Genomic DNA, 13,634 nt, shown 5'->3' with positions numbered 1-13,634 from the left:
CTTCCGCTGAACCCGTAAAGCCTGCGCCAAGACGCTATTGCATGCGACTGCATACCTATGTATACAATCGTGTACAGCGATGGAGCTGAGGAGATTGATGATGATCAAGAGCGACGTTTTGGTAGTGGGCGGCGGCAACGCCGGATTTGCGGCAGCACTTGCAGCCGCCGAGCGTGGACGCAAAGTTGTCCTGCTGGAAAAGGCACGGGAAGCCGCATCGGGCGGCAACAGCTTCTACACCGCCGGTGCCACGCGCATCTCCCATGACGGGCTCCAGGAGCTGATCGAATTCGTGGAACCTGATGAGCGGCACGCCGCCAGCGAAGTCCCCCCCTACACCGCCGCCGAATACCTTGCCGATCTGTCCAAGGTCTCTGAAGGGCGCAACGACCCCGAACTGTCCGCGGTCCTGGTCAGCGAAAGCAACCCGACCCTGCGCTGGCTTCAGGGCATGGGGCTCAAATACCGCCTGATGTATGAGCGCCAGGCCTACCGGACCGAGGACGGCGGGTATCTGTTCTGGGGCGGACTGCACGTGGGCAACGTGGGCGGCGGCAAGGGACTCATGGCCGACCACCGCGCCGCTGCGGAGCGCATGGGCGTGAAGGTCATCTACGACTGCGCAGCCACCGGCCTCATCCAGGAGGACGGCCGCGTGCGAGGCGTCCGGTACCGCACGTCCACCGGGGAAGGTGAGCTCCGGGCCGAGTCGGTCATCCTCGCCTCGGGAGGTTTTGAAGCCTCACCTGAACTGCGCCGCCAGCACCTGGGTGAGGGCTGGCAGAACGCGAAGGTACGCGGCACGCCGGGCAACACGGGGGAGATGATCCTCGCTGCCCTCGACGCCGGGGCGGCCAGGGGCGGCGACTGGTCCACCTGCCACAGCGTGGCCTGGGACGCCTGGCATCCGGGGAACGAGAGCAACCTGGAGCTCACCAACCAGCTCACCCGCGGCGGGTACCCGCTGGGCATCGTGGTGAACAGCGAGGGCAAGCGGTTCGTGGACGAGGGCGCCGACTACCGCAACTACACCTACGCGAAGTACGGCCGGGACATCCTTGCCCAGCCGGGCTCGGCTGCCTTCCAGATCTTTGACGCCTCCTCCCGTCCCATGCTGCGGGCCGAGGAGTACGACATGCCGGGCGTCTCGGTGGTCACCGCTCCAACCCTCGCCGAGCTGGCCCAAAAGGCCGGTATCAGCCCCGAGGGTTTGGAGGAGACGGTGCACAACTTCAATGCTTCGATCACCGGCAGCTCGCCCTTCGACCCCAACGTCAAGGACGGACGCCGGGCCGACACCCAGCCGCCGAAGAGCAACTGGGCCCGCAGCATCGCCACCGGCCCGTTCTACGCTTTCCCGGTGACCTGCGGCATCACCTTCACGTTCGGCGGCCTCAAGACGGACACGTGGGGCCGCGTGCTCACGGAAGACGCGGAGCCGCTCGAAGGGCTGTATGCCTGCGGCGAAGCATTGGGTGGTTTGTTCAGCGGAAACTACCCCGGCGGCTCCGGGCTCGCGGCGGGCGCCGTCTTCGGCCGCCGTGCCGGCTCCATCGCCTAGGCAAGACAGCAGCCCCCACCAGCAACGGAAAAGAGGAAAAAGTGGCCAGTCCCATCCATCAGCGGCTCCGCGAGGATGTTCTCGCGAGTGTCTTTGCGCCTGACGAGCCGCTCACGGAGGCGAAGCTCACCGAGCGGTACGGGGCATCCCGGACACCGGTGCGGGAGGCGCTGCAGCGGCTGGAACAGGACGGGCTGGTGGAACGGCGCGGCAAGGCGGTGGTGGTCCGTACGCACTCAGCCGAGGAGATCATCGACATCTACGAGTCGAGGATCATCCTGGAGCAGGCCGCCGCGGCCAAGGCTGCCGTCAAGGCAACCGCCCTGGACCGCCAGCTGCTCACGGGGCTGCTGGCGCAGATGCAGCAGCTGGATCCCAATGATGGCCGGGCGCTCGCGGAAACCAACCGCGCCTTCCATGCCCAGCTGTGGCACGCCACCCACAGCCCGTCGCTGATCGGACTGCTGGAACGCCTTGACCAGCAGGTGCGCCGGTACACCCTCACCACCCTGACCTACCCGGGGCGGTGGCCGGTGGTGCTGGCGGACTACGCCGAGCTGCTGGCCGCCATCGGGGACGGCGACTCCAAACGGGCGGGGGAGATCGCCGCCCGCCACATGTCGGACGCCTTGGACATCAGGCTGAAGATGTACGCCGAAGATCCCAGGACCCTCTAGGCCGCTGACGGCCGGGAGGCGTTCCTTTACAAGCCCGCCGGCAGATGTTCCTGCATACTCCATCGCAACAGGAAACCCGAAAGTCGGGCGCAGGGCATCAGCCGGTGCAAAGAGGCGGGGCAGGCTCCAATGGGCCTGCCCCGCCTCGCTTTTCCGTCGCCTGGGACGCCGGGCCCGCTTCGCTGGAACGGACGACGACGGCGGCGGCCGGGTGCCGCCGTCGTACGTTCCGCCGGGGCTGGCTTCCTATGGGGAAGCGCCCGTCCGGACGCACAGCTACGGCACAGCAGCAACCGGCCCAGGGCATAGCCCCGTGCGGTTTCCTTGCATCATGACCACTTCACGCACACCCCGCCAGCCCGATTCTGACCAGCCGCACCCCGACCACGACCGGGGGCTGGAGTTCGACCTGAACACCCTGGTGAGCCGCAGGTCGCTGGGGCTGTTCCTCGGTGCAGGCGGTGCGGTGGCCGCGCTCGCCGCCTGCACACCCGCCGCAACCACGGGCTCTGCCTCGCCGGCAGCAAGCACGGCGACGGCCGCCACCTCCTCGGCATCTGCCACGGCCACGGACGCCGTCACCGCCACCCCCACGCTGACCCGGGCCATCGCTGAGTGCGGCGTGGAAATTCCGCAGGAAACCGCCGGCCCCTATCCGGGGGACGGCTCCAACGGGCCGAATGTCCTGGAAGCCTCCGGGGTGGTGCGGAAGGACATCACCTCAAGCTTCGGGACTGCCTCCGCAAAGGCGGAGGGCGTTCCGCTGACCTTCACCCTGACCCTCCTGGACAACGCCAACGGCTGCACCCCGATGGCCGGCGCCGCGGTGTACGCCTGGCACTGCGACCGGGACGGAAAATACTCGATGTACGACTCGAGCCTGAAGAACGAAAACTACCTGCGCGGCGTGCAGGAAGCCGACGCCAACGGGCAGGTCACGTTCACGTCGATCTTCCCGGCCGCCTACTCCGGGCGCTGGCCGCACATCCACTTCGAGGTGTTCGAGTCCATGAACAATGCCACCGCTGCCGGGCAGGTATTGGCCGTCTCCCAGATCGCGCTGCCGCAGGCGGCCTGCGACGACGTGTACGCCACCCCCGGGTACGAGCGCAGCGTCACGAACATGACCCGCACCACGCTCAAGTCGGACAACGTGTTCGGGAACGACGGCGGCATCTACCAGCTGGCAACGATGACCGGGTCAGCGGCTGCCGGCTATACCGCCGGGCTCAACGTGACCATCTAGGACGAAACGATCAACACCCTCCCGGCTCTGGCGGTGCATAGCCGGGCGAACTATGCTCTCACGCATCACCCCACGCACGTTGTGAAGGGAACAATGATGAAACTGAGCCACATTCCGCTCCGCCTGGCCACCGGAGCCTTCATATTGAACGCCGGCTACAGCAAGCGGAACCTGGACAAGGACAGCGCAGCCCGTATGCAGGGCATGGGAGCCAAGGTGTACCCGCAGGTGGCCCGGATGGAGCCGGAAACGTTTGGAAAGCTGCTCAGCTACGCCGAGATGACCTTGGGCGCGGCACTCCTGGCACCGTTCGTGCCGAGCCGGCTGGCGGGGCTGGGCCTTGGCCTCTTCTCCGGATCGCTTCTGACCATGTACCGAAGAATTCCGGAGATGACCCTGGAGGACGGGATCAGGCCCAGCCAGCAAGGCACCGTGCTGGCGAAGGACGTCTGGATGTTCGGGATCGCCCTCGCGCTGATCCTGGACCGGAACCGTACCAAGGGCTCCTCCGTGAGTCGGGCGGCCTGATTCATTGTGCAGCTGACGGTTCGCGGAACTCCTGTGGCTGCGTGACGCGCTGGATGAATTCGACCGTCTCGCGTTCGGTTTCGGCTCGGGTGGTGGGTTCGTTGTGCACCTCGTGCCGGACGCCGGGGAAGACGCGGGTGCGGACGTCGGCGTGGCCCGAATCAGCCAGGCGGTTGGCCACATGGTAGGCGCCTTCGCCGTAGTTGGTCACGGGGTCCTGGTCACCGGCGAGGATGAGGACGGGGAGTTCGGCGGGGAGCTGTTTGTACCAGTCGTCGGAGGTGACTTGGTCGTAGAGGTCCACGAAGCCCTGCAGGAAACGGGCGCTCAGCGGTGCGCCGAAGTTGTTGAAGGGGTCCCTGCCGTGGTCGGCGACGACGTCCGCATCCAGCGCGACCCAGGCCGTGGGGCCCGCGCCTTCGCCGAAACGGCCCAGGAAGCCGTCGAAGAGCTGGCCCACCAGTTCCTGGGGAGCGGGCTCGGCACCGCGCTCGCCGGAGGCAAGCCGCTCCAGTTCGGGCCGGTCGACCATTTTCTCGATGCCGCGCATCTGGGCGGCGATGCCGCAGAGGACCAGGCCGGACAGCTGTGTGCGCGGGTCCACGGCCATGCCGCGGGCGATCATGGAGCCCCAGCTGTGGCCGAACACCACGTAGGGAAGCGGGGGGAGCGCCTCCCTGGCCTTGGCCTGGAGGGTGACCTCGTCCGCGACCACCACGCTGGCGGCGTCCTCGCCGGCGTCGCCCCAGGTGCCCTGCTGCATTGCCGTGCGCCCGTGGCCGGAGTGGTCGCCCGCCACCACGATGAACCCGGCGTCCACCAGGGTGGAAATGAGGTGGAGGTAGCGGCGGGAGTGCTCGCCGAGCCCGTGGATCAGCTGCACAATGGCCTTGGGCTGCCCGATGGGTTCGTAGACCCAGGCCTGGATGGTGTCGCGGCCGTTGGCGGACGTGAACTCGATTTCCTGCAGTGACATGTGTTCCTCCCGTGCCTGCGCCGTCGCTGGCTCGTGGTGAGCCTAACGCCTTGGTGGACGGCGCCGTCAAGGTTGTCTTTACATGCGGCGCCGGGCCGTGGGACATGTTGGTTCATGCTCTGCCTGAGCGCCTAGTCTGAACACCAAACCACGTCCCCGGATCCTGGAGGAAGCCATGCCGCACCCCGACCGTCCTTTGCGCAAGCTTGGCTTCCTCACCATTGGGCTGTTCGATCCTCTTGATCCAGCCGCGGGGCATGAATCGACGCTGCAGATCATTGAGCTGGGGGAGCGGCTGGGGTTCGACAGTGCCTGGCTCCGCCACCGGCACCTGCAGTTCGGGATCTCTTCTCCTGTGGCGGTGATGGCCGCCGCCAGTCAGCGGACCTCGCGGATTGAGCTGGGAACTGCCGTGACGCCGCTGGGCTGGGAGAACCCGCTGCGCCTGGCCGAGGACCTGGCCACCGTGGATTTGCTCGCCGGCGGGCGCATCAATCCCGGCGTGAGCGTGGGCGAGCCGATGCAGTACGACACGGTGAAGCATGAGCTGTACCCGGACACTGCGGAGGTGGAGGACTTCAGCTACGCCCGGGTGGAGCGGTTCGCGCGGCTGGTTGCGGGGGAGCCGGTGCGGGAGTTCTCCGGCAAGCAGGGCGTGGTGGAGGAGTTCTCCAACCGTGTGGAGCCTCACTCTCCCGGGCTGCGGGACCGCCTTTGGTACGGGGCCGGCAGCACGAAGTCAGCGGTATGGGCCGGTTCCAATGGGTTCAACCTGCTGTCCAGCAGCGTGATTTTTCCGGACAAGGACCAGGAACCGGACTTCGCCTTGGTGCAGCAGTCGCAGATCCGGGCTTTTCGTGAAGCCGCTTTGGCTTCGGGACATGCTGGGGCGCGGGTGTCGCAGGGGCTGGTGGTGATTCCGACTGATTCGGCATCGCCGGCCCAGAGGGAGAAGTACCAACGGTATGTGGACGAACGGACTCCGCGGACTGCCGCTCCGCAGGGGCCGAGGGGCATGATGTTCGCGGCTGATCTCATCGGCACCAGCGAGGAAATTGCTGAGCAGCTGTATGCACACGCAGGGTTCCAGGAGGTGGATGAGGTTGCCTTCGCGCTGCCCTTCAGCTTCGACCACGAGGAGTACGTTCAGATCTTGACCGATATAGCAGGGAAGCTGGGGCCGGCCTTGGGCTGGGCTCCAAGAAATGGCAGCGCGGCGTCGTAGGCATCCAGGGTGATCGACAAGCCCGCACAGGAAGCTGTTTCTTGCAGTGCAAAGGCGGGGCAACCTGAACGGGAAGATCGAGTAAACGAAGATCGCGATGCGTCGGTGAAGGCGGCTGCTAAAGCGAGGTGGAGAAGCATCCGCGACAAGAGAACCGAAGCCCCTAGGAAGTAGAATGCATGCTCGCGCGGGTGGTCGAGAACATCCAACGCTCCGCGTTGACCGAGGCAGACGAAGCCGAGGCCTACCACCAGCTCTCCCTGATCGGCGTGTCAGCGGCGCAGATCGCCAAGAAAACCGGGCGGACTAAGATCACCGTCGAGGACGCCCTGAAGGCCAAGTCCACCACCGCCGGGGACGCCGCCCTGGGCAGGAGTTGCACCATCGAAGAAGCCCTGATTCTGGCCGAATTCTTTCTTATGTGGACACTGCGCGCCTCTCAGTCGAGTGGGCTGAGGGGTGTTGCACTGGAAAGGTGACGCAGATGCGGGTTGTAACGACCAAGTCATCCGGGACGGTTTCCGCCGTGATGCTTCTGGATCCTGACGGGGCAGCGGTGGTCCCTGTCTGCAGGTTCCTGCAACACATCCTGGACTCCGGAGGCAGCCCGAACACTGCCGCTGCATACGGTTTCGACCTAAAGAACCTGTTTGAATTCCTCGAGGAAACCGACACGGACTGGGAAGATTTCCGTCCCGCTGTAGCTTTGCAGTTCCTGGGCTGGCTTAGGCGGCGTCCAAGCCGGAGGCCAGCTCAGCGGCTTGGTCTTGCCATGACTGGCCCCGAGGGCCGGCTACTGGCTCCGGCCACTGTTGCCCGTGTGCTGGCTGCCGTATCAAGTTTTTACGAGTGGGCCATTGTCGCCGAGATGTTCGACGCCGAAAATCCCATGCGACGGCAACCTGACCGGGCATGGGCCATGGTGAGAGAGCGGCACCGTCCCTTCACTGGCGGTGCAAGCAGGCAGCAGCCGATGAGGCGACAGATCAGGGTCAAGCTGCCGCTTAGACTGCCCCGCCCCTTGGCAATACGGGAAGTCGAGGCCCTGCTGAACAGCATGACCTGCCTGCGGGATCTGGCCATGGTCCTGCTGATGCTTGACGGGGGACTGCGCCCAGGGGAGGTGTTAAGCCTGCACCTTGAGGACGTCTCGTACGGACGTCGGCGCGTCACCATCCGCAAACGCGATGACCATCCACGTGGCGCGAGGGGGAAATCCCGCCAGGAACGCGTCGTTGATGTCTTGGAACCCCCGAACCCTGGACGCCGTGAACCGGTATGTCATGCGCGAACGCCCGTCCCAGTCAAAGAGCCCCTTTCTCTTCCCGGTCGGCGGCCGCGGTGCCCGATCGTGTGAGCCGCTTTCGTACGACGCGTTGGTGCGGATGTTCGCTCGCCGGCTGAGCATGCTCGGATTGCGGGCACCTGAGAAGACCCCGCATGCCTTGCGTCATACACACGCGACCCTGATGTGGGAAGCGGGCATGCGGGAGTTGGCACTCCAACAACGTCTGGGCCACGCTTCGCCGGAGTCGACCAGGATTTACACCAGGGTGTCGGATTCTCAGGTCCGCGATGAGTATCGCGCCGCCTTGGGTGCCCTCCAATGAACACTGCAAGCGTAACGGCACGGATAACCGCTCCTACTGCACGCCGCCATGCTACGGAGGCGGAGTACAGTGCGTGGGTCAAGGCGTTTATCCCGCACTACGCCGCCCGCTACGAGCGGATGGCGTCCTATCGTCGATTTGTTCAGGCGTGGCCTGATCTGGAGGAATGGTTCCAGGCGCCTCTTCTTGTTCGTGCCGGCTTTACCGGTGGACCCCTTCGCGCAAATGGGCGCACGGCTACATTCGATGCCAGTGGGTATTTGGTCTATCTGGCCCTCGTGCGCGGCGTTGGGCTGGGGTATGAGTTCCTTTTTGTCCGTAAGTACGCCCGACTTTTCAGCGTTCAAGCGGGCGGAAAGGGGCTCGGAGTGGACTTGGATCTCTTTGAGTCCCACGTAACGAAGCTGGATGAGTTGGGATACATCCCAGAATCTGCGCGTTCGAACCTCACCTGGGCAATCGGTCGTCTCCTGCTTCATCGTGGTGACCCCGACATCACGGCAATCACTGCCGGGGACTTATTTGCTATGGCAGAGCAGATACGGGCCTTTGGTCAGCGGGAGGACTTCGCCCAGCTCCGGGCAGCTCTCTATCAGAAGTCCCCTTGGCAAATGACGGGTGAGAACGCCGGGGAACGCTTCACCAAAGCCCATTTGGCGAAAGTCCACTGTCTGCACGTCCTGCTGTTCAACATCGGGCAGGTCACCAGCCCGCCGACTTCTGGCACGAGACGCAGAAAGGGGTGGGAGGAAAACTTGCTCCCGGAACCCTGCCCACCCCGGATACGGGCAGTCGTTGAGCGCTATCTTTCCACCCGTCTTGAGGCCCAGTTGGACCGCCCTCAGACGGTCCGGATCGCCAGGGAGGGCTTGCGGCGTTTCGTGAACTGGCTCGGACGGGAACACCCAGAAGTCATATCCCTGGCCCAGCTGGATCGGACCTTGGTTGAGGAATACCTCCGCTGGTTACCCACCTACACGAGTCAGACCACAGGGCAACCGCTGCAGGTGACCACCCGCAAGCATGAGATCAATGCCATCGGGGCGTTCTGTCGCGATACGAGCATGTGGGGCTGGGACGATGTTCCAGGTGGACCGCTGCTCACTACCCGGGACGCGCCTCGCCGACTGGAGACGGTTCCCCGTTACCTGCCCCGGCACGAGCTCGACTCCTTGATGGCCGCGATAGAAGGACTTACCGACCCGTTGCAGCGGACAGCGTTGCTGCTGCTGAGGTGGTCCGGTGCACGACGGGACGAAATCCGGCGGCTTACGTGGGACTGCCTTGACGCCTATGCCAGCGGCCACCCGAGACTGCGGATTCCGGTCGGGAAAGGTCACTCTGAACGCCTCATCCCGCTGCACCCTGACGCGGCCCTTTCGCTGCAGGAGGCAATCAATCAGGCCAAGGCGATGAAGGCAGTGGCGCGGCGTGATGCCACCACGGGCCGGCTGGAGAACTACATCTTCGTCCGCAAGGGCAAACTCCTGTCATCGGCGACCCTCTTCGATGACGCCTTCGAGAAGGCGTGCACAGCTGCCGGCCTCGTCGATTCCAAGGGAACCAGGACCGTTAGCGCACACAGGCTTCGCCACACCCTCGGCACGCAGCTCGCCGAGGGAGGAGCGCGGATTCAAACCATCATGACGATCCTGGGCCACAAGAGCGCCTCGATGTCGATGATCTACAGCCGGATCTCCGACCCCATAGTGCGTCGCCAGTATGAGGAAGCATTGGCGTCAGGTAACCGGATTGCTGGCCCAGCGGCGGAAGCTCTGATGACTGGAAAGCTTGACGACGAATCCATTCATTGGCTTCAAACTAACTTCCTCAAAACCGAACTCGAGCTCGGCCACTGCCTGCGACTGCCAGCAGAAGGGCCATGCGAATGCGAATTGATGCTCACCTGCCCAAAATTTCTCACCACCACCGAATACGCACCCAGGCTACGGGCGCGGCTTGAACGACAGGAAGAACTCATTGCGGATGCTGAGGTCCGCGGCTGGCCTCGAGAAGTCGAACGCCATAGGGCCGCCCAGGAAAGGATTCGAGCTCTACTCCAGGATTTGGCCTGACGTCGAGTGGTATCGAGAGTGCCATTCACAGTTGGTGGAGGCGAAATGGAGTGACCACGACAATGCGCGCAGGGCTTGGCAGCCTGCGCGCATTGTCTGTGGGTGAAAGCGTGCTGCGGCCTTGGATAGCGGGGCCAACGTCGGCTACGGGCTTTGGTGACGAGCTGGCCTACGGTGAGGTTGAAGCGGCTGGGGACTTAGCAGGCCCAGCTGTTCCTAGTGCCACCTGCCACCTGGCTTCGCTCCAGTCGAGTTCAAATGAAACTTCATGTCCCTGGCTATCCGTAGCTGTGACGATGTAGTTGTCAGGTGCGCCGTGATGCTCTTGGTACTCAACTTTTGAAGTTGCTGGATCGAGCTTCTTGGCGTCGGCAATGAGAGCATCAGCTCCTGCTTCTCGCCCCTGCATTTCTAGCAGAGCGAGATCGAGTAGCTTTTGCCGGTCGCCTTCCTTCGCTGCGTCGATAACTTTCTCGGCAGTTGAATTCCGCTGTCCCATGTCCGGGTCGAAAGTCTTGTCGCAGCCGCTGAGCGTAACGAGTACTGCTACGGCGGCTGAGAGGGCGATCGATCTTGACGTTCGCATGTTTGCACCAATTCTCTAAGTCCGGAGGCCATACCAGGTTGCGTATGGGAACGATGCATAGAGATCCCACACGCTTCTGTCGAGCACGTCGTTGGTATGGTAGCTCACCCGAATATCGCGTGTGCCAGCGCTCCATGGTGAGTAAGTAACGAACATGGAATGGTCAACGTCGGGGGTTCCTTCGGGCCAGTGCACTTGCAGCACGTCGGCGGGACCAAGGTCGTTTAGATAGCTGAGGTATGTCACGCGGCCTTGTCCGACAGCGAAATTATGAAAGTTCTGTGCCCCTGTCCACGAGTAGGTCTGGTTTGCCCAGTCGTACCACCAGCTACTGTCATATTGGTACCAGCCCCCCTGGTCCTGCCAGCCCCCTGCCTTTAGCGACTGGGAAACGAAGTTCTGGCAGTCGTTGCCGAATTGCCTGTAAGCCCCATTCCGGCCCAGAGCCCAAGATCGGGCATAGTTGACCATCGCGGTGTAGTCGTAACCCGCCATCAAAGAAGGTGTTGTGGCGCCTGTCTTGGGGCCAACGGCTGGCTTGGTCTCCGGAACATGATCATTTGGCGCGACAGCCTTCGCTGGGGTTGCCACTCGGCCTGTGCCGATCTTCAGAGCAGCTTGTGAACCAGGAGGATTCTTGGCGTATGCGAGTTGTTCTGCGCTCACAACCGTTGATGGCGGGGTCCCGTTAGGTGACTTAGGTTTGATATTGTCAATGACCCACCCGTTATCGGCCTTGGTGAACTCAACAACCTGCTCGTAAATGTAGGTCTGTGGAGGTCCGCCCGTTGTATAGGTCATCTCAGTTTTTTCGGTGACGTCTGCTGTCGCGGTGTCTCCCAGGACTTCGAATGTTTGTGATTCGAAAGTCGTCTTTATGTTGGAATAGGCCTGCCCGTAGTTAGCCAGGCGCTTTTTCCGGGCCCTGAGCTCCTCGTATTCAGCAGAGACTTTTCCTTTAGCTCTGATACTGAACCGCTGCATCTGTGCCGATCCGGATGTCACGGTTCCGTCAGCAACCATCTGCTGATTCCTGTCCCGGATAGCTTCCTGCAGCGATATGGAGAGTTCGCCTGTGTCTACCGTGGCGGGCTTAGCTGGTTCAGTTGATGCTGTTGCAGCTGCTGGTTGAAGTGCTGTCAGCGCTACTCCCAAGGCAATGAAGGCAGCACTAATATGTCTAGTTTTTGTCACGATTCGTCCCCCTCAACGATCTTCGTTGACCGCCTCCCCCCATGAAAGGCTGATTGAAAAATAGCACTGAATAATGGCCTGCGGGGCGTTTCGTAAAAACTAATTTATTTTCATCTCAAGAGTTCCATTTTCAGCCCTCTGAGCTGTCCCGGAAATCCAGGACCAGACCCTGAAGGATCGGCTCGTGCTGGATGACCCTGCCTTTCAACCAGTGATCTGCGCCGATGACGCGCACCGTGAGTGAGCGGACACGAATGCCTTGTCATAATCAGATCCTTGGAATTTCCCGGTTGTCCAGATAATTGAAGACGACCCCGACGCGACCGAGGAACTTGAATCAGTCCTCGCCGACGAACCCGACATGCCGCGCTGATCGCCGAACTCGAAGGCTAGGGCAAGACCATCGTGGAGGACGCGGGCCGCTACGCCGATGAAGACGCCCTGTACGTCTCGGCCGCGAACCGGGCCAACGGTGAACCTGCGACCGAGGACGAGGCCAACGCCTACGTCATCCAGCGCAATTGGTAAGGCCACCACTCCGCCAGACCAGTCATCAACGGGTGGAAAGAACTCGGCTTCACCCCGCGCCACGAACGCTACGACGGCGGCCGACAGGCACAGTCCGGCCCCATGACCGAGGAACAGAAAGCCGAGCGGAAGACCCTGATCGCCAACAACAAGGCGATGGAATCCGTCCTGTTAACTGAACTTCGTCGTAGAGTCTGGATCAGGGTTCTCCGGAGAGGTGGTTCTCGTGGACGAAGTGCGGCTCAAACTGCTCGAGGGACAGATTGGCCTTATGGCGATAGGCGTAGTGGTCCCAAGAACGGAGGGCCTCTTGCCCTATGTCGTCATTGACGACAAGGGGCAAGAGATCGAGGATTTTTCGTTGTTCCTTCGTGATCTCGTTCTGAGCGATATGAGCCCTTTGACCGTCCGCTCTTACGGCAATGACTTGCTCAGGTGGTGGCGCGTTCTTGGTCTGCTCGGCTGTGGGTGGGAGCAGGCAACTCGTGCGGACGTCGAGGTCCTCGTGGGGTGGATGCGGTCCGCGGTGAATCCTCAGCGGCGGGGGATCGGTAACCGGGGCAGGAATTCGCGCACGGGTAAGCGTCCCTTGGCCGGGGGCTATGCACCGGCAACGATCAATCACGCCCTGTCGGTGATTTCGTCCTTTTACTCCTACCACGCACGCTTCGGCCGTGGACCATTGATAAACCCGGTCCCCGAGGCTGCGGGGCGGCGGCGCCTCGTCCATCGAGGCCGGATCGAACCAGCGCCACGGGCAAGTCGGGCTCCTTTGCGGCAGAAGAAGTCCGAATGGCTGCCCCGTTCCATCCCGGATGATCTTTTCGACGATTTGATGGAGGCTTTGCGGACCAATCGTGATCGTGCCCTAGTGAGTATGTATGTGTCCTCCGGGGCCCGTGCGAGTGAGCTGCTCGGCGTCCACGGCGATCAGGTCGATTGGGCCGGGCAGCGGGTGTGGGTCGTATCAAAAGGATCCCGTGTGATGGAACCGGTGCCTGTCTCACCGGAATCGCTGCAGTATCTGACCTTGTATTTCCATGAGCACGGAGCTGCCAGGCCGGATGAATTGATCTGGCGGGCGCTTCATGGCAGACCACGGCCGTTGACGTATCACGCTGCTCGACGAATGCTGCAACGGGTGAATGCAGTGCTGGGCACGGACTGGTCACTGCATGACTTCAGGCACACGACTATCAACCGCATGGTCTCGGACCCGAGTCTGACCTTGCCTGAAATCATGGCCGTGAGCCGGCACCGACAAGTCTCCTCGATGGCTCCCTATCTGCGGCCTCGGGTCGATGAGGTCTTCCAAAAAGTACAAGAGCACATTGCATCCCCACGGCCCCAACCAACGCTGACCCCAGGCTACGACCCCGACGACTTCTCAGTGGTGTTCGGTGCCTAAGGCCCTTAAACGACCACAAC

General features: G+C 62.8%; 13 protein-coding genes and 1 pseudogene. 11 read left to right on the top strand and 3 right to left on the bottom strand.

The window, feature by feature from the left end; all coding sequences use genetic code 11:
• Positions 1-97 precede the first annotated feature (97 nt).
• The 4 genes from tcuA (at position 98) to VIK36_RS20385 (ending at position 4,012) form a co-directional block, all read left to right on the top strand.
• On the top strand, positions 98-1,561 hold the full coding sequence (gene tcuA / locus VIK36_RS20400) for an FAD-dependent tricarballylate dehydrogenase TcuA (RefSeq protein ID WP_324643424.1): 1,464 nt from the start codon (positions 98-100) through the stop codon (positions 1,559-1,561).
• 41 nt (positions 1,562-1,602) lie between these two features.
• Entirely contained in the window at positions 1,603-2,238 is a 636-nt protein-coding gene (locus tag VIK36_RS20395; protein WP_324643423.1) for a GntR family transcriptional regulator, read from the top strand.
• A 331-nt stretch (positions 2,239-2,569) separates the two neighbouring features.
• On the top strand, positions 2,570-3,484 hold the full coding sequence (locus VIK36_RS20390) for an intradiol ring-cleavage dioxygenase (RefSeq protein WP_324643421.1): 915 nt from the start codon (positions 2,570-2,572) through the stop codon (positions 3,482-3,484).
• Positions 3,485-3,577: 93 nt separating this feature from the next.
• Positions 3,578-4,012, top strand: a complete 435-nt coding sequence (locus VIK36_RS20385) for a hypothetical protein (protein WP_308209020.1) — start codon at positions 3,578-3,580, stop codon at positions 4,010-4,012.
• A gap of 1 nt (position 4,013) precedes the next feature.
• Here VIK36_RS20385 and VIK36_RS20380 read toward each other — a convergent pair whose 3' ends face one another.
• Entirely contained in the window at positions 4,014-4,988 is a 975-nt protein-coding gene (locus tag VIK36_RS20380; RefSeq protein ID WP_324643420.1) for an alpha/beta fold hydrolase, read from the bottom strand.
• A gap of 175 nt (positions 4,989-5,163) precedes the next feature.
• On the opposite strand from VIK36_RS20380, the gene VIK36_RS20375 reads away from it, so the two are divergent.
• The 5 genes and pseudogenes from VIK36_RS20375 to VIK36_RS20365 all read left to right on the top strand — a co-directional run bounded on the left by VIK36_RS20375 (position 5,164) and on the right by VIK36_RS20365 (position 9,898).
• The gene (locus VIK36_RS20375; protein WP_324643419.1) at positions 5,164-6,213 is read left to right on the top strand and encodes an LLM class flavin-dependent oxidoreductase; all 1,050 of its coding nucleotides are present in this window, start codon (positions 5,164-5,166) and stop codon (positions 6,211-6,213) included.
• A gap of 188 nt (positions 6,214-6,401) precedes the next feature.
• Positions 6,402-6,626, top strand: a pseudogene (locus tag VIK36_RS20370) (chromosome partitioning protein ParB); the annotation flags it as partial.
• A gap of 71 nt (positions 6,627-6,697) precedes the next feature.
• A complete protein-coding gene (locus tag VIK36_RS22135; RefSeq protein WP_420716277.1) occupies positions 6,698-7,570 on the top strand; it encodes a tyrosine-type recombinase/integrase in 873 nt (290 codons plus the stop codon).
• Positions 7,452-7,823: a tyrosine-type recombinase/integrase gene (locus tag VIK36_RS22130; RefSeq protein WP_420716230.1), complete on the top strand. Its 372-nt coding sequence runs from the start codon at positions 7,452-7,454 to the stop codon at positions 7,821-7,823. Before VIK36_RS22135 ends, VIK36_RS22130 begins: the two co-directional genes overlap by 119 nt.
• The gene (locus VIK36_RS20365; RefSeq protein WP_324643418.1) at positions 7,820-9,898 is read left to right on the top strand and encodes a tyrosine-type recombinase/integrase; all 2,079 of its coding nucleotides are present in this window, start codon (positions 7,820-7,822) and stop codon (positions 9,896-9,898) included. The genes VIK36_RS22130 and VIK36_RS20365 overlap by 4 nt, the downstream gene beginning before the upstream one ends.
• A gap of 169 nt (positions 9,899-10,067) precedes the next feature.
• On the opposite strand, the gene VIK36_RS20360 is transcribed toward VIK36_RS20365, so the two are convergent.
• Positions 10,068-10,484 (bottom strand): hypothetical protein, encoded by a 417-nt coding sequence (locus VIK36_RS20360; protein ID WP_324643417.1) that lies wholly within the window; start codon positions 10,482-10,484, stop codon positions 10,068-10,070.
• A 15-nt stretch (positions 10,485-10,499) separates the two neighbouring features.
• Entirely contained in the window at positions 10,500-11,678 is a 1,179-nt protein-coding gene (locus VIK36_RS20355) for an amidase domain-containing protein (RefSeq protein WP_324643416.1), read from the bottom strand.
• Between the two features lie 405 nt (positions 11,679-12,083).
• Between VIK36_RS20355 and VIK36_RS20350 the strand changes: the two genes are divergently transcribed.
• Entirely contained in the window at positions 12,084-12,206 is a 123-nt protein-coding gene (locus tag VIK36_RS20350) for a hypothetical protein (protein WP_324643415.1), read from the top strand.
• A gap of 226 nt (positions 12,207-12,432) precedes the next feature.
• Positions 12,433-13,614, top strand: a complete 1,182-nt coding sequence (locus VIK36_RS20345; RefSeq protein WP_324643413.1) for a tyrosine-type recombinase/integrase — start codon at positions 12,433-12,435, stop codon at positions 13,612-13,614.
• The last annotated feature ends 20 nt before the right edge of the window (positions 13,615-13,634 follow it).

Origin of the sequence: Pseudarthrobacter sp. LT1 (assembly GCF_035621795.1) — a bacterium.
GTDB lineage: Bacteria > Actinomycetota > Actinomycetes > Actinomycetales > Micrococcaceae > Arthrobacter.
Note: the sequence above shows the minus strand (reverse complement) of the source record. Positions and strands in the feature narration are given on the sequence as shown.

Bases quoted from the DNA above. Each gene is read 5' to 3' on its own strand.
- VIK36_RS20385 (WP_308209020.1), top strand. From the start codon at position 3,578: ATGATGAAACTGAGCCACATTCCGCTCCGCCTGGCCACCGGAGCCTTC.
- VIK36_RS20365 (WP_324643418.1), top strand. From the start codon at position 7,820: ATGAACACTGCAAGCGTAACGGCACGGATAACCGCTCCTACTGCACGC.
- VIK36_RS20375 (WP_324643419.1), top strand. From the start codon at position 5,164: ATGCCGCACCCCGACCGTCCTTTGCGCAAGCTTGGCTTCCTCACCATT.
- tcuA (WP_324643424.1), top strand. From the start codon at position 98: ATGATGATCAAGAGCGACGTTTTGGTAGTGGGCGGCGGCAACGCCGGA.
- VIK36_RS22130 (WP_420716230.1), top strand. From the start codon at position 7,452: ATGTCTTGGAACCCCCGAACCCTGGACGCCGTGAACCGGTATGTCATG.
- VIK36_RS20360 (WP_324643417.1), bottom strand. From the start codon at position 10,484: ATGCGAACGTCAAGATCGATCGCCCTCTCAGCCGCCGTAGCAGTACTC.
- VIK36_RS22135 (WP_420716277.1), top strand. From the start codon at position 6,698: ATGCGGGTTGTAACGACCAAGTCATCCGGGACGGTTTCCGCCGTGATG.
- VIK36_RS20390 (WP_324643421.1), top strand. From the start codon at position 2,570: ATGACCACTTCACGCACACCCCGCCAGCCCGATTCTGACCAGCCGCAC.
- VIK36_RS20380 (WP_324643420.1), bottom strand. From the start codon at position 4,988: ATGTCACTGCAGGAAATCGAGTTCACGTCCGCCAACGGCCGCGACACC.